The organism is uncultured Litoreibacter sp., from assembly GCF_947487515.1.
In the GTDB taxonomy this organism is placed as follows: Bacteria; Pseudomonadota; Alphaproteobacteria; order Rhodobacterales; family Rhodobacteraceae; genus Litoreibacter.
In genome coordinates, this window is record NZ_CANKWO010000003.1 from 176,569 (window position 1) to 191,695 (window position 15,127).

The 15,127-nt window shown below is 56.7% G+C and carries 17 protein-coding genes; 12 read left to right on the forward strand and 5 right to left on the reverse strand.

Annotated elements, in window-relative coordinates:
* Window positions 1-83: 83 nt before the first annotated feature.
* The 5 genes from Q0746_RS10745 (at window position 84) to Q0746_RS10765 (ending at window position 4,110) form a co-directional block, all read left to right on the forward strand.
* Window positions 84-1,790 carry an acyl-CoA dehydrogenase gene (locus tag Q0746_RS10745; protein ID WP_298260088.1) on the forward strand — a complete coding sequence of 569 codons (1,707 nt, stop codon included), beginning with the start codon at window positions 84-86 and terminating at the stop codon, window positions 1,788-1,790.
* Window positions 1,787-2,818, forward strand: a complete 1,032-nt coding sequence (locus tag Q0746_RS10750) for an MBL fold metallo-hydrolase (RefSeq protein ID WP_298260090.1) — start codon at window positions 1,787-1,789, stop codon at window positions 2,816-2,818. The genes Q0746_RS10745 and Q0746_RS10750 overlap by 4 nt, the downstream gene beginning before the upstream one ends.
* Window positions 2,819-2,821: 3 nt before the next feature.
* A complete protein-coding gene (locus Q0746_RS10755; protein ID WP_298260092.1) occupies window positions 2,822-3,280 on the forward strand; it encodes a DUF6173 family protein in 459 nt (152 codons plus the stop codon).
* A gap of 89 nt (window positions 3,281-3,369) precedes the next feature.
* Complete coding sequence (locus tag Q0746_RS10760) at window positions 3,370-3,504, forward strand: aa3-type cytochrome c oxidase subunit IV (protein ID WP_298260095.1); 135 nt, start codon at window positions 3,370-3,372, stop codon at window positions 3,502-3,504.
* Between the two features lie 12 nt (window positions 3,505-3,516).
* Window positions 3,517-4,110: a hypothetical protein gene (locus Q0746_RS10765; protein ID WP_298260097.1), complete on the forward strand. Its 594-nt coding sequence runs from the start codon at window positions 3,517-3,519 to the stop codon at window positions 4,108-4,110.
* Window positions 4,111-4,408: 298 nt separating this feature from the next.
* On the opposite strand, the gene rpsU is transcribed toward Q0746_RS10765, so the two are convergent.
* A complete protein-coding gene (gene rpsU, locus Q0746_RS10770; protein ID WP_073145071.1) occupies window positions 4,409-4,615 on the reverse strand; it encodes a 30S ribosomal protein S21 in 207 nt (68 codons plus the stop codon).
* A gap of 111 nt (window positions 4,616-4,726) precedes the next feature.
* Between rpsU and Q0746_RS10775 the strand changes: the two genes are divergently transcribed.
* Together Q0746_RS10775 and Q0746_RS10780 are read left to right on the forward strand one after the other, a co-directional pair.
* On the forward strand, window positions 4,727-5,410 hold the full coding sequence (locus Q0746_RS10775; RefSeq protein ID WP_298260101.1) for a COQ9 family protein: 684 nt from the start codon (window positions 4,727-4,729) through the stop codon (window positions 5,408-5,410).
* A gap of 12 nt (window positions 5,411-5,422) precedes the next feature.
* Entirely contained in the window at window positions 5,423-6,409 is a 987-nt protein-coding gene (locus Q0746_RS10780) for an NAD(P)H-quinone oxidoreductase (RefSeq protein ID WP_298260103.1), read from the forward strand.
* A 297-nt stretch (window positions 6,410-6,706) separates the two neighbouring features.
* On the opposite strand, the gene Q0746_RS10785 is transcribed toward Q0746_RS10780, so the two are convergent.
* On the reverse strand, window positions 6,707-7,339 hold the full coding sequence (locus Q0746_RS10785; protein WP_298260105.1) for a ribonuclease T2: 633 nt from the start codon (window positions 7,337-7,339) through the stop codon (window positions 6,707-6,709).
* A gap of 141 nt (window positions 7,340-7,480) precedes the next feature.
* On the opposite strand from Q0746_RS10785, the gene Q0746_RS10790 reads away from it, so the two are divergent.
* The 4 genes from Q0746_RS10790 to Q0746_RS10805 all read left to right on the forward strand — a co-directional run bounded on the left by Q0746_RS10790 (window position 7,481) and on the right by Q0746_RS10805 (window position 12,105).
* The gene (locus Q0746_RS10790; protein WP_298260108.1) at window positions 7,481-8,233 is read left to right on the forward strand and encodes a cell cycle transcriptional regulator TrcR; all 753 of its coding nucleotides are present in this window, start codon (window positions 7,481-7,483) and stop codon (window positions 8,231-8,233) included.
* A gap of 117 nt (window positions 8,234-8,350) precedes the next feature.
* Window positions 8,351-9,397, forward strand: coding sequence for an alcohol dehydrogenase family protein (locus Q0746_RS10795; protein WP_298260110.1), 1,047 nt, complete (start codon window positions 8,351-8,353; stop codon window positions 9,395-9,397).
* Between the two features lie 137 nt (window positions 9,398-9,534).
* Window positions 9,535-11,493, forward strand: coding sequence for a bifunctional 2',3'-cyclic-nucleotide 2'-phosphodiesterase/3'-nucleotidase (locus Q0746_RS10800; RefSeq protein ID WP_298260112.1), 1,959 nt, complete (start codon window positions 9,535-9,537; stop codon window positions 11,491-11,493).
* 48 nt (window positions 11,494-11,541) lie between these two features.
* Complete coding sequence (locus Q0746_RS10805) at window positions 11,542-12,105, forward strand: DUF4453 domain-containing protein (RefSeq protein WP_298260114.1); 564 nt, start codon at window positions 11,542-11,544, stop codon at window positions 12,103-12,105.
* Here Q0746_RS10805 and Q0746_RS10810 read toward each other — a convergent pair.
* The 3 genes from Q0746_RS10810 to clpS are packed head-to-tail and all read right to left on the reverse strand — an operon-like array spanning window position 12,102 to window position 14,333.
* The gene (locus tag Q0746_RS10810; RefSeq protein WP_298260116.1) at window positions 12,102-12,908 is read right to left on the reverse strand and encodes an SDR family oxidoreductase; all 807 of its coding nucleotides are present in this window, start codon (window positions 12,906-12,908) and stop codon (window positions 12,102-12,104) included. The two genes, Q0746_RS10805 and Q0746_RS10810, sit on opposite strands and share 4 nt — an antisense overlap.
* Before the next feature lie 42 nt (window positions 12,909-12,950).
* Window positions 12,951-13,961 carry a class I SAM-dependent methyltransferase gene (locus Q0746_RS10815; RefSeq protein ID WP_298260118.1) on the reverse strand — a complete coding sequence of 337 codons (1,011 nt, stop codon included), beginning with the start codon at window positions 13,959-13,961 and terminating at the stop codon, window positions 12,951-12,953.
* Between the two features lie 21 nt (window positions 13,962-13,982).
* On the reverse strand, window positions 13,983-14,333 hold the full coding sequence (gene clpS / locus Q0746_RS10820; RefSeq protein ID WP_298260120.1) for an ATP-dependent Clp protease adapter ClpS: 351 nt from the start codon (window positions 14,331-14,333) through the stop codon (window positions 13,983-13,985).
* An 83-nt stretch (window positions 14,334-14,416) separates the two neighbouring features.
* On the opposite strand from clpS, the gene Q0746_RS10825 reads away from it, so the two are divergent.
* Window positions 14,417-15,127, forward strand: a complete 711-nt coding sequence (locus Q0746_RS10825; protein ID WP_298260122.1) for an HAD family hydrolase — start codon at window positions 14,417-14,419, stop codon at window positions 15,125-15,127.

Genomic DNA, 15,127 nt, shown 5'->3' on the forward strand with positions numbered 1-15,127 from the left:
ATCAAGCGGCACGAGTGATGGACCCTACTATCTGATCCTGCGGCTGCTTGCCAAGCCGCGAGATACCCTAACGAGGACAGAACATGCCATATCGCGCCCCCGCCGCTGACTACAAATTTTTGCTCGATCATATCGTTGGCTACGACGACGTGGTTGCGACAGAACGCTTCGGTGAAGCAACTGCGGACATGGTTTCGGCGATCCTTGACGAAGCCGCCAAGATGTCGAACGAGGTTTTGGGCCCGCTCAATCGCAGCGGCGATCTGCACCCCGCGTCGCTGGAGAATGGAGTGGTCCGCACCTCGCCAGGCTTTGCGGAGGGATATAAAGCCATCGCAGAAGGCGGTTGGATCGGCATGGCAGCCAGCCCTGAATACGGCGGCATGGGGCTACCGTTTTCGGTGCAAAACGCGGTGAATGAAATGATGGGCGGCGCCTGCCTGTCGCTGCAACTCAACCCGTTGATGTCGCAGGGCCAGATTGAGGCGCTGGAACATCATGCGTCTGACGCGATCAAGGATGTGTACTTACCCAAGCTGATATCGGGCGAGTGGTGCGGCACGATGAACCTGACCGAGCCGCAAGCCGGTTCCGACGTCGGCGCATTGAAGTCCAAGGCCGTGAACAATGGTGACGGCACCTACGCCATTTCCGGCCAAAAGATTTTCATCAGCTGGGGCGACAACGACTTCAGCGAAAACATCTGCCACTTGGTGTTGGCGCGCCTTCCTGACGGGGCCGCGGGGACCAAGGGCATTTCGCTGTTTATGGTGCCCAAACTTATTCCCGACGAATCTGGCAAACCGAGTGTGGCCAATAGTTTGAAAGTCGTCTCGCTGGAGCACAAGATGGGGCTTCACGGCTCCCCCACCGCAGTGATGCAATACGACGGTGCGACCGGCTGGCTTGTGGGCAAGGAGGGCGGTGGCATGGCGGCGATGTTCACCATGATGAACAACGCCCGCGTCGGGGTTGGCGGGCAAGGGATTGCTGTCGCTGAAGCCGCCTATCAACACGCCTTGGGATACGCGCAAGATCGCAAGCAGGGGCGTGCCGCCGTGGGGGACACAATTTTGGGGCACGCGGATGTGCGCCGGATGCTCTCGCAGATGAAGGCAGATGTGTTCACAGCCCGCGCAATTGCCGCGTCTTGTGCCGCAGCCATTGATATGCAGACGGCCACAGGCGGGGCGGAGTGGTCGGCCCGCGCGGCGTTGCTCACCCCGATCGCCAAAGCCTTTGGCACCGACACCGGTATCGAGATCGCCGAGCAGGGCATCCAAGTGCATGGCGGGATGGGGTTCATTGAAGAAACCGGCGCTGCGCAATTCCTTCGCGATGTACGGGTTACGGCGATCTACGAAGGCACGAATGGCATTCAAGCCATGGACCTTGTTGCCCGCAAAATGATGGATGGCGGCGAGGCGGCCTATGCCTTGATCGACGAAATTGAAAGCTACGCCGAGCGGTGCAGATCTGTGGTACCAGAGCTTGCGGCACCGGTCTTTTCGGCCTCCGAGACATTGCGCGAAACCACCGAATGGCTGGTAGAGCAGGAGATGGACGACCGCTTTGCCGGTGCGACGGCCTATTTGCGGCTGTTTGCGCGGGTGCTAGGCGGATATTTCCACCTTTGCTCGGCGAAGGTTGCAGGGGCCGACAGCGCACGCGGACGCTTGGCCCGCGTCTATGTGAAGCGCTTGTTGCCCGAACATGTCGGATTGGCCGAACAGGCACGCCAAGGGGCGGCTGATCTCTTTGCGTTGAGTGAAGAGGATCTGATTGCGTGAGCGACAAATTGAACTACCCCTTTCCGGACATCCCCGTGGAAGGAGAGGCCATCGAAGTCGCGACAGGCATATTGTGGATGCGATTGCCGCTGCCGATGAAGCTGGATCACGTCAATGTTTACGCGTTGGATGAAGGCGATAGCTGGACACTCATAGACACCGGTTTTTTCTCGAAACGTGGCGTGGCGATTTGGGAAGGGCTGATGGCAGGACCGCTGCAGGGGAAGCCCGTGTCGCGGGTGATTGTCACGCATCATCACCCTGATCACATTGGCATGGCCGGCTGGTTCCAAACGGAGCACGGCGCGGAGCTAGTAACCACACGCACGGCGTGGCTGATGGCGCGGATGCTGGTTTTGGATGTGCAGGATCGCCCGAACGCCCAACAGCTGCAGTTCTGGAAGCAGGCGGGAATGGACCCCGAAGTCTTCGCGCAACGGGCCCAAGAGCGCCCGTTCAACTTTGCCGACTGCGTCGCCCCGATGCCGTTGGGATACCGCCGGATCAAGGAGGGCGACGTCCTGTTCGCTGGCGGACGTGACTGGACGGTGCGCATCGGCAATGGTCATGCGCCAGAACATGCAACGCTTTGGGCGGATGATGTGGTTTTAGGGGGCGATCAGTTGCTGCCATCCATCAGCCCGAACCTAGGGGTTTACCCAACCGAACCTGACGCCGATCCGGTGTCCGACTGGCTGGAGGCCTGCGAACGTCTTGCGACGTCTTCCACGCCGGATCAGCTGGTGTTGCCGGGCCACAAATTGCCGTTTACCGGCCTGCCTTTGCGGATGCGCCAACTGATCGACAACCATCATGGTGCGTTGGAGCGTTTGTTGGAATACCTCGACACGCCCAAATCGGCGCATGACTGCTTCTTGCCTTTGTTCAAACGCGAAATACGGGGTGGGGAATACGGCTTGGCGCTGGTCGAAAGCGTGGCGCATTGTGCTCACTTATATTTGGCTGGACAAACCACGCGTAGTTTGCGTGAAGATGGGGCACATGTGTACCAACGCAAAGAGGCCTGAGTTATGGACGACAAGATAGAAACAACCGCAGAGGCCATCGAGGCCTCGGCATTGCGCCGCGCCGGTGTGGTTCACGTAAATGATTGCGGCCCGACCGCGGAAAACGAACCCCTTCCAGAGGCCATGGCCAAAAAGCCGATAGAGCAAAAATCCCCGTCAGAATGGGCCTATGAGCGGCTGATTCTCTATATCAAGAACTTCGAGGAAAAACTCGATAATGACCACGAGGTTGCCATGGGTTTTGTCGGCGGCGACACAGGGGTTATGCGGATTGAAGGGATTGGCTTTTATGCCCCTGATATCATCACCTTTTACGGGTCAGACCCGAGCGGCGCCCGCACCCAGCAAATTCAGCACGTCAGCCAATTGAATGTGCAGCTGAAAACCCTGCCCAAGCAGGTCGATCAGCCTGAACCCAACCGCATCGGCTTCCGGCTGGCCCAAGATCTGGACAAAGCCTGATATTTTGCGCCCCCCCGCGTCCCCCTGACGCGTGACAGCACCAAAAGAATCCGCTAGATCACCCCAAACGACACATACGGAGAGATACAATGGCAGAGCACAAACACGGCTCCATGGACATCAGCGAACACGAAAAGATGTTCGCGGGTTTTGCAAAATTCACCACATATGCCGTGATCGGCATCATTGTGTTTCTGGTGCTGTTGGCACTGGTCAACGGTTAAGCCGACACTGCTATGATGCGGCTGGTGTTGTCAGTAGTGATGGTCGCATGTCTTGCGGCGTGTAGTGCCGAACCGGTTTGGGCGCCTGACGATCAGGTGCGTTCCAAGGCCTATCGCCACAACGGGCCGGCCTCGCTGACATTGATCACCGTGATTAGCAACCGATCTGGGGCAGGCGGGCACACCGGCCTGCTGATCAATGGCTCGCAACGGGTTGTTTGGGATCCTGCCGGTTCGTGGTGGAGCCCGAACGCGCCGGAACGCAACGATCTGCATTACGGGATGACCGACCGTATGGTCGGCGTCTATGTCGATTACCACACCCGCGAAACCTACCACACAGTTTTGCAAGAGGTGCAGGTCTCGCCGGAGGTGGCAGAACTGGCCCTGAAAGAGGCCGCGTCTTACGGCGCGGTTTCCAAGGCAGCATGTGCGCAATCGACAAGCACGATTCTGAGCCGCCTTCCTGGGTTCGAGAGCATCAACGCGTCGTTTTTCCCTAAGAAGACCATGGCTGCCTTTGGCAAGCTTCCAGGTGTCAAAACCCGCAAGGTTTATGACGACGATCCGGACGACAATTCGGACAAATTGCCGACCGCCGGCTGATTTTCCGCGCCGATACCCGACTTTTTCACGTTTTATGCACGCGCGTTCACGGTAACGAATCGCGTAGGTTAGCCGCACGAACAAAAGTTTGTTCAGCACTGTGTAGCGAGTACATTGGGGGATGGTTGCCGTAGATCGCAGTATCTACTTTTAGTGAGTTTGAGCGCCGGTTTTGCAATATTGCCGAGCCAGCCCTATTACCCGAAGGCCCAAATCATCCCTGTTTTTCGGGTCGCCCCAAAAAAACCCCCGCGGCTTTCGCTGCGGGGGTAATTTATGTCTGCTTGAAAACCCGGATCTAACCGCCGTTTTCGCGCTGGAGCTTTTTGCGAGCCAGCTTGCGGGAACGACGAATTGCTTCGGCTTTCTCGCGTGCTTTCTTCTCAGACGGCTTTTCGAAATGTTGCTTGAGCTTCATTTCACGAAAAACGCCCTCACGCTGAAGTTTCTTCTTCAGTGCGCGGAGAGCCTGATCGACGTTATTGTCGCGAACGCTTACCTGCATGTGGTGTCACCACCTTCCTAGGTTAAATTTTGCAAGATTGCAGGAAGTGGCCATATAGCAAAGCACCTTGAACTTGTCTACCATGAAGGCAGGTTTTGAAAGGACCGCACTATGGAAGACGCAAAGACCAAACTTCTTGACGCAAGCCTGCCTCATGTCACCTTCGACGGCTGGTCCCAAGACACCTTTGATGCCGCAATAGAAGACAGTGGCGTTGATCGCGCAGCGGCGTTGGCCCTCTACCCGCGCGGCGCGCTGGATTTGGCGGTGGCGTTTCACAAACGCGGTGACGCGCAGATGGTTGCGCGGCTGCAGTCCGAGAACCTGCTGTCCCTGCGCTTTCGCGACCGAATCGCCGCGGGCGTCCGTTTTCGACTGGAGGCGGCAGGGCTGGATAAAGAAGCGGTGCGTCGCGGAACGTCCTTCTTTGCTGTTCCGGTGAATGCCCCAGAGGGTGCAAAGCTTGTTTGGGGCACGGCTGACGCGATTTGGACAGCCTTGGGCGATCAATCTGTGGATCACAATTGGTACACCAAACGCGCCACCCTATCAGCTGTTTATGGCGCCACGGTTCTGTTTTGGCTGGGCGACGACAGTGAAAACTATGCCGCAACTTGGGAGTTTCTGGACCGCCGGATCGACAACGTCATGCAGTTTGAGAAGGTCAAAGCGCAAGTAAATGCGCACCCGTTGGCGTCGAAGCTCATGACGGGGCCGAATTGGCTTTTGTCACAGCTTAAAGCCCCCGGTTCGGGGTTCGATTCCGATTTGCCCGGGCATATGAATTCTAAGTAAGGACCACGATTTATGGCACTCCCTGAAATGATGCGGGCGGTGGAGATCACCCAAGCCGGCGGACCAGATGTCTTGCAATCCACCCAAGCGCCAGTTCCTGCCCCACGTCACGGCGAAGTATTGATCAAGCTGGCATATGCCGGAGTAAACCGCCCCGACGCCTTGCAGCGCGCCGGACTGTATAACCCGCCAAAAGGGGCCTCCCCCCTGCCGGGATTGGAAGGCGCTGGCACGATTGCGGCCATCGGGGACGGTGTCGTTGGCGTCAACATCGGGGATGAGGTTTGCGCCTTGTTACCAGGCGGCGGCTATGCCGAATATGTGCGCGCCCCAGCTGCCCATTGTCTTCCGATCCCCAACGGGCTGAACATGGCGCAATCCGCAGCCCTGCCAGAGACATTCTTTACCGTATATTCAAACGTGGTGATGCGCGGCGCGTTGCAGGCGGGGGAGCGGTTCTTGGTGCATGGCGGGTCATCAGGCATTGGGACAACCGCGATCCAATTGGCCTCTGCATTGGGGGCACGGGTGTTTGCCACGGCCGGATCGGCAGAGAAATGCAGCGCCTGTCTGTCACTGGGAGCGGAGCAAGCGGTGAACTACCGAGAGGCAGACTTTGTTGACGTTATGAAAGCCGAAGGAGGCGCAGACCTGATCCTTGATATGGTTGGCGGAGACTACCTGCCGCGCAATCTGCGTGCCTTGGCAGATGACGGGCGTTTGGTTCAGATCGCGTTTTTGCAAGGCCCGAAGGTCGCGGTAAACTTTGCGCAAGTGATGATGCGACGTCTGACGATCACCGGCTCCACGCTGAGACCGCAAAGTGATTTGGCGAAAGCTGCGATTGCCACGGAGTTGAAGCAGCGCATTTGGCCGCTGATCGAGGCCGGACGCATCGCGCCGGTGATGGACAGTGAGTTTGCACTTGAAGACGCGGCGAAAGCGCATGCGCATATGGAAAGCTCGGCGCATATCGGAAAGATCGTCTTGAAAGTTTGAGAAAAGTAAGCCGGGCCTTGGGGGGACCCGGCTTTTACCATTTACCCCTGAAATTATGGGCTACAAACTCGCTACATCTTTTCACACGACGTGCAAAAAGCAGGACAAAAGTGCAGTGCAAAACCATGCAGAATGCTCAGATGGTCCTCACAATTAACGAACTACATTTCTTCCCCCCGGAAGTACCGCACAGGTAAGGAATACCATACTTTTTGCGAAACCTTTAGGGGAGAAGTCGCAAACTGTGCTCACGTTTTCGCGATGCCATCACGTAGAACGCGTGTTTTTATCATGATTTCAACGGATTGGATCAAGCAGGGCGTCCGTCATGGAGCAGTCGTTTTGAGTGTCTTTTCCGCAACGCCTAGGGATTAAACCCTTGGTCAGGCAGATGCGCACCTCCTGAATCCGGCGCTTTTTACAGGTCACGGTGACCATATCAGGGGACAGATTCGGGTTTGCTTCTAGGAATGCTTCCTCGACGACTTTGGCAGGGAGTTTGACCGGATCCTTCAGCTTGCGCAGAACGGCGGGGCGCGTCACGGCATTATAGGCCGCGCGGGACGCTTCCAGATAGTCCTTGGCCGACAGCCCAGAGCAGCGCCCATGCTTCTTCCATTGGTGCCACGCCAAGCCGCCGGACCCCATGATATCCGCCATGGCTTTGGTTTGCCCTCGCGACGCATCACGGTGAGGCGTGCGGCAATAGGAAGGCCAGCCGCGTTCGTTTTGTGGCCACAACCCGTGCAGCGTCCAGCCAAAGTCATGGCGATCGTCGCATTGATCTGACTTGCGCGCGTCCCCCTCCAATGCACACCAAGTCGGCGACCAGCTTAGGGCCAGCACGTAATAGTCGAACTCCCCCGCGCGTTCGCCATCGGCCCAAACCGGCGCCCCCCAGAGCAGCAACGCCATCAACAACTTTCGCATTTTCTCTTCCCCTGCGGCTATTCCGGCCCTATATAGCGTTCAAGTTCCCCAACATCACGAACTTGTTCCGAAAGGGACAGCCCCTAAGCCGGGTGACGGGGAAGATGTGTCCGCAGAGGCGGCAATTATGGAGAAAGCACAATGGCACTACCCATTATGGCGAAAGCCACCGCAGTTTGGTTGGTTGATAACACCACGCTGACGTTCATTCAGATCGCTGACTTCTGCGGCTTGCACGAGCTGGAAGTTCAAGGCATCGCGGATGGCGATGTCGCCCAAGGCGTGAAAGGCTTTGACCCGATTGCCAACAACCAGCTGACGCAAGAAGAGATCGACAAAGCGGTAAACGATCGCAAGTACCGTTTGCAGTTGAAGTTTAACGCGGCAGCCGAAGGCGAAGAAGTGCGCCGTGGCCCGCGCTATACCCCGCTGTCCAAGCGCCAAGACCGCCCAGCGTCGATCTTGTGGCTGGTGAAGTTCCACCCTGAGTTGACCGACGGTCAGGTCTCCAAGCTGGTCGGCACAACCAAACCCACGATCAACGCCATTCGCGAGCGCACTCACTGGAACATTGCCAACATCCAACCGATTGATCCGGTTGCCTTGGGCTTGTGTAAGCAATCCGAGCTGGACGCCGCCGTGCAAAAAGCCAATGCCAAGCGCCTGAAAGAGGGCACCGCCCTGTCCGACGAAGAGCGCCGCAAGCTGGTCTCGACCGAGCAGTCACTGGGACTGGCCCCAGAGCCAGAGCTGCCAACTGCGATTTCCGGTCTGGAAGCCTTCACGCTATCGGGTGACACGGATGAAGAGGAAGAAGATGACAACCTGCTGGTTGACGCCGACAGCCTGTTCAACCTGCCAGATGCACCAAGTGCCGATGGTGACGACGACTAATACGACCACCCAATTCCAAGTTAAGCGCCGCTCCTCAAACCGAGGAGCGGCGTTTTTCGTTTGACGCCCCTGACCGTCGTACTCAAGATTAACTCTGGTTCTCGGCAGGAGGTTGGCATGAACATCCCAATAAGCATGCAAGGCATCGCTATGGTCGGTCACGGCGGCCCAGAAATGCTTGAGTGGCGTGAAGATTTACCCGTACCGACTTTGGATAAGGGAGATGTGCTGGTTCGCGTGCGCGCGGCGGGCGTGAACAACACGGATATCAACACACGTATCGGTTGGTACTCCAAGGGGGATGCCGACGCTGATGACGCTGCATGGAATGGGTCGGCGTTGACGTTTCCCCGTATTCAAGGTGCAGATGTTTGTGGTCACATTGCCGCTGTGGGCGAAGGCGTCGATCAGGGCCGCATTGGAGAGCGGATATTGATTGAGCCATCACTTCAAGAGGTTGATGGGCAGGTTTTGGATGTGCCCGTCTACTACGGCTCTGAAGCCGATGGAGGGTTCGCCCAATACACCAAGGTTGCCGCCCGCCATGCCCATTCCGTCACCAGTGATTTGACGGATGTAGAGTTGGCTTCATTTCCGTGCTCATACTCCACAGCTGAGAACATGCTCACGCGGGCAAATCTGCAATCGGGTGAAACGGTGTTGATAACCGGCGCATCAGGTGGTGTGGGGTCGGCTGCTGTGCAATTGGCGCGCGCCCGCGGCGCAAACATCGTGGCCGTGACCAGCCCTTCGAAAGCGACTGCGCTGACTGAATTGGGCGCAACAAAAACATTGGGGCGCAATGACGATTATGTTGCATCACTTGGCTTGAACAGCGTCGATGTGGTCGTGGATTTGGTGGCTGGCCCGAAATGGCCATCGCTGTTGGACGTATTACGCCCCGGTGGGCGGTATGCGGTGTCAGGCGCTATCGGCGGCCCTATCGTGGAGTTGGATGTACGCAGTCTTTACCTAAAAGATCTAAGCTTCTTTGGGTGCACAATTTTGGAACAGCAAGTGTTTGGCAACCTTGTGAAATTGATTGAGACCGGAAAGATTGACCCGCTGGTTGCAGAAACCCACAACTTGCGGGACATCAACAAAGCACAAAAATCTTTTCTAGAGAAAAACCACATTGGAAAGATTGTTCTAAACGTAGATTGATCAAATAATACGCCGCACTTTCGCCCATTGATTTCGGATTAAGCGAGAGGGCGCGGAAACCGAAGCTTTGTCAGAAAACTGTTGTGAGACTCAGCCAGATGAGTGCTCAATCAGAGAAATATATAGGGAAGACTGTTATGACAAAAATCACTTTTGACCGACGCAACTTTTTGATGGGCACCGCTGCTTTGATCGCAGTTCACCCGTTTTCGGCGCGTGCTGCATCTAACCAAGCGCATTTGCGGATTATGGAAACGACCGACCTGCATGTGCATGTGTTTCCCTATGATTACTACGCCGACAAGCAACGCGACACCGTAGGGCTTGCCCGCACCGCCTCGATCATCGGCGAAATCCGCGCGGAGGCCACGAACTCGATGTTGATCGACAATGGCGACTTCCTGCAAGGCAACCCGATGGGGGATTACATCGCCTATGAGCGCGGCCTGAAAGAGGGCGACAAACACCCCGTCATCCAAGCGATGAACGCCGTTGGGTTTGATGCCTCCACCTTGGGCAACCATGAATTCAACTATGGGTTGGAGTTCCTAGGCAAAGCACTGGCAGGCGCGGACTTCCCAGTGGTGTCGGCCAACGTCGTGAAGGAAATGGGCGCAGAGCCGACCAAAGACAAAACCCTGCTGCCGCCCTTTGTGATCTTGGACCGCATGATCATCGACGGGGATGGCAACAGCCACCCGATCAAAGTGGGCCTCATCGGCTTCGTTCCGCCGCAGGTGATGAACTGGGACCGCAAGCATCTGGAAGGCAACGTACAGGCGCGCGATATCGTTGATACCGCCAAGGCCTATGTGCCTTTGATGAAAGAACAGGGTGCAGATATTATCATCGCCCTTAGCCACTCTGGCATCGGAGCTGCGGATCATTCTGACGGCATGGAAAACGCATCTGTGCCTTTGGCGATGGTTGACGGCATCGACGCGATCCTGACGGGCCACAGCCACCTTGTGTTCCCCGGACCGAAGTTTGAAAATTTCGCAGGTGTTGATGCCGAGAAAGGGACGATCCACGGCAAACCAGCGGCCATGGGGGGCTTCTGGGGGTCACACCTTGGCGTGATTGATCTGATGCTGGAGCGTTCTGGCAACGAGTGGAAAATCGTATCCCACATGTCTGAGGCCCGCCCGATTTCAAAGCGCAACGAAGACCGCTCAACCACCGCATTGGTGGAAAGCGACGAGGCAGTGCTGGCCTCCGTTGCCAAAGAACACGAAGAAACGCTGGCCTATGTGCGCCGCGCAGTGGGCAAGACAGACGCCGCGTTGCACAGCTACTTTGCCTTGGTGGCGGATGATCCTTCGGTGCAAATCGTATCCAACGCGCAAATTTGGTACATTGAGGATCAACTGAAAGGCACCGAGCATGAAGGCCTGCCGATCCTGTCCGCAGCGGCGCCGTTCAAGGCCGGCGGTCGTGGTGGCCCAGAGTATTTCACCGATGTGCCAGTGGGTGATGTGGCGATCAAGCATGTCGCTGACCTGTATTTGTACCCCAACACCGTGCGTGCAGTGCGCGTGACGGGCGCGCAGGTGAAGAACTGGCTGGAACGCTCTGCGGGAATGTTCAACCAGATCAAAGCGGGCGAAGGGGATCAGGTTTTGTTGAACCCCGAATTCCCAAGCTACAACTTTGATGTGATTGACGGGGTTGAGTACCAAATCGACTTGTCGCAACCGTCGATGTTCACCTCCAAAGGGGAGCCGTTGAACGCAGATGCCAACCGCATCGTGAATTTGACCTTCAACGGCAAGCCGATTGATCCCGCGCAAGAGTTCATCATCGCGACGAACAACTACCGCGCATCCGGCGGCGGAAGCTTCCCGGGAACAGGCGATACAATCGTGTTTGAAGGCCCAGACACCAACCGCGACGTCATCGTGCGCTACATCGTCGACAAAGGCACTGTCAGCCCGCGTGCGGACGCCAACTGGACCTTTGCGCCAATGGAAGGCACCAGCGTTCTGTTCGATACAGGCCCAGCCGCCAGCACCTACATGGGTGACGTAACCAGCGTAAACATTGAAGAAGCGGGCGAGGGCCCCGAGGGGTTCGCACGTTTCCGCATCGCGCTGTAAGTCAAACACAGGCTTGACCAGAGCAGGGAAAGGGGGCTGATTGGGGCCATGAAATATCTTTCCCTGCTTTTGCTATTCTTGTTTCCGGCGCCCGCCTTCGCAGATGAGCCTTGTGCCGACCTGTGGTGGTCGCGCAATCATTTGTTTGATCAGGCTGGGTATTGTTTTGCATCCCCGCTGGGGCAGTCAGTCTTTGACAACAGCGACTGCACCACTAAGGCGCCCCCCAAGCTGTCGCCCGCGGCCAGCAAAACCGTATCAGCCATTCGCGAGGAAGAAGCGCTCTGGGGCTGCAAGGTAGATACCAAAGCCACAACTTTGGAATTGCAGCAACTCGCTCTGCGTCGAAGGCTAGAGGATGTGGCGGTGAATGACGGGTTGGAAAGCGCTTGTTTGAACTACCTCGGCCCCGAGTTCCATGTTCACGCGGCTGCGCGTGACGGGGCTCCTGTAATTGGCACGATCCGCACAGGCGACAATATCGGCCTTGCGCATTACTCCGTTTTTGAAGGCTGGCTGTTCGTATCCTATGGCACCAACCTGTATCCCGACAGCCTAGTTGGCTGGGTCAGCCATGACTTTTGGAAGCAATGCGAACACGTCGCGGGTTAATGCGCTGCTGTCTCGACCGGATCAAGCAAGGTGCGTCCTCCGTCGACGGTCATGATCTCACCGGTGATGAAATTCGAGCTGGGCGAACATAAGAACTGCACCGCCTCCGCCACCTCAGAGGCGGGCGCAATACGTGACAAAGGCGTGTGCCCGATGATGTCTTCGCGCAGGTCGTCCGTCTCTTTCAGGGAGTTTTGCAAACTGGCGCTCATGACCGAGCCGAACGCCACGGCATTCACGCGAATGCGGTTGGGGGCCAAGGCGATGGCCATGGTGCGCGTCATCTGATCAAGTGCTGCACAAGAGATCGAATACCCCATTAAACCAGGGCGTGAGCGGCGCGCGGCAATCGAGGACAGGTTCACAATGGAGCCCGCCATCTCACCATCCTCTAGGTCTTCGGATTGCTTTATCATGCGTTTGGCGATCAGCTGGCTCAAGCGCAAACCGGACAACAGGTTTTGTTGCAAAAGCTGCTCAACAGAATCGTCTTCGTCATCCATCGGATTGGTCGGCAGCACCTGCCGCGACGCGTTCACCAAGATGTCGACACGGTCAAAGGCATCGATGGTCGCAGAGAGCAAATTCGCCTGAGACAGCTTTTCGCGCAAGTCGCATGAAAAAATGCGCGATGTGCTTTCGTCTTCTGCCATGTCCCCCATTTCGGCGCGCAGATGCTTTTCATCGCGATCGGCCATCATAACGTTGGCCCCCTGTGCGATGAAATGCCGAGCGATCGCAAGGCCGACCCCGTTTGCAGCGCCTGTAATAATGGCGGTCTTACCAGCAATGGAAAATGACATTGGACTGTCTCCGGTTGAGTGGTGGGGTCAGGCTAGGGTGATTCAGCGTTTTGTGCGAGTTTTTTGCGGCGCGGCCTGAGGGCGGCGTGCGCAGATCACTTTGAAACCGGCTGTTTGGGCAACGGTGTCAACTTGCCCGAAACGCTCGTTTAGGGTTTGCTCATAGGGAAGGTTGCGATTGGCGACCATCCAGAATTGGCCCTTTGGCATCAACATGTCAGCCGCGCGGCGGATGAACATTTGACCCAACTCAGGCATTGGCTTTCGCCCAAGATGGAACGGCGGATTCGAGACAACAGCCGCATAATTGCTGCCGACATGATAGGTCACATCGCCCCAATGGAACGCGGCGCGCGGATCGGTGATGTTCAATTTTGCAGCGTCTATCGCGTGGTGATCTGCCTCGACCAAATCTAAAGATTTGACGCCCTCGGAGGTCAGAATTTTGCGCGCCAAATACCCCCAACCCGCACCAAGGTCCGCAACAGGGCCTTTGAAGTCCGGCAGATGTTCGGCCAGCAACGCCGAGCCCTTATCGATGCCATCTGCCGAAAACACGCCAGGAAATGTGGTGAAGCCACTTGCAAGAGAGATCGGCTTTGCGATCCAATCGCTGATATCTGGCACGGTTTCAGGGCGTGTGAACCAAAACATCTTTCCGTGTGACTTGGAGTAAACCTCCACCCCGTCAAATCGAGCGCGCACCGATTTGAGAACCGATTCCGCGCCATCAGTTTTGGCCCCCTCGATGGCTATCACGCCGCCGACGGCCGTCTGCTCTAGGGCGCGGGCGATCAGATCGAAGGTGGCAGGCTTAGATCGGTGACACATGACCAAGCTGGCCGTCACGGGCCTAGTGGCGCCGACGGTGATGTTGAAGCCCCGCGACGCCAAGGCCTTGTGATCCGGATAGAAGCTTTGTGTCAGATGCAAACGGTCGGCCTGTGCAAAGCTCAGGTCCATGTCGCCAGCCGCATTTAGAACGGCGACGTCACCATCGGGCAGGCTCAGGAGGTCTTGCTCCAGCGCCAGTGAAAAACGAGTATCTGTCATAGGGGGCAATAGGCGCGCGGCCTACTCTTTCTCCATCGTGCATTGAAGCGGATGTTGATTGCTGCGGGCCGATTCCATGACCTGCGCGACCTTCGTTTCGGCGATTTCAAAGGCGAAGACGCCCACAACTGCCAGCCCCTTCTTGTGGACTGTCAGCATGATTTCGACAGATTGCGCATGGTTGAGGCCGAAGAATCGTTCCAGTACCAGCACCACGAATTCCATCGGGGTGTAGTCGTCGTTGAGCAGCAGCACCTTATACATCGGTGGCCGTTTGGTTTTAGGTTTGGTCTTCGTAACAACGGCAACGTCGCCCTCGGCGTCGTCATCTTTGTCGGACATGGTGATCTCAAACGGGGTCACGGGCAGCATTCCCTTGCGGCGGCAGACTTTCGGTTGGCGAGGCCTACTATATAAGCGACAGGTGAGTCCAGAAAAGGGGGGCAGTTTGAAAAATGAGTCATATAATTACGACTATCGGTTTTGATGCAGATGACACGCTTTGGGAAAACGAAGAGTTTTTCCGCCTCACGCAGGATGTTTTCTACGACTTACTGCGCGATTATGCGGACCCCGAGCACTTGGCGGATCGCCTGCTGCAATCAGAGCGCAAAAACCTCGGTCACTACGGATTTGGGGTCAAAGGTTTTGTGTTGTCGATGATCGAAACGGCCATTGAGGTGACTGAGCAAAAGGTCCCAGCCTCGGTCATTCAAACGATCATTGAAGCGGGCCAAGAGATGCTGCGCCATCCTGTGAACCTGCTGCCCCACGCCCGCGAGGCGGTGGAAGTTCTTGGACGGGATTTCAAGCTGGTGCTGATTACCAAAGGCGACATTTTGGACCAAGAACGCAAGCTTGCCCAATCAGGGCTTGGCGAGATGTTCGACGCGGTGGAAATCGTCGCGGATAAAACACCGCAGACCTACATTCGTGCATTTATGCGCCACGGCCATGGGCCGGACCGTGCAATTATGGTGGGCAATTCGATGAAATCCGATGTCGTCCCCGCCATTGAGGCAGGGGGATGGGGGGTGCATGTTCCAGCTAAATATGAGTGGGAAATGGAACAGGCCGAGGCCCCCGTCGGGCACCCGCGGTTCTTTCAAATGACAAACCTGAGCGAGCTAGAAAATCTGGTTGCAGACATCCGCTCTGGAAGGTGA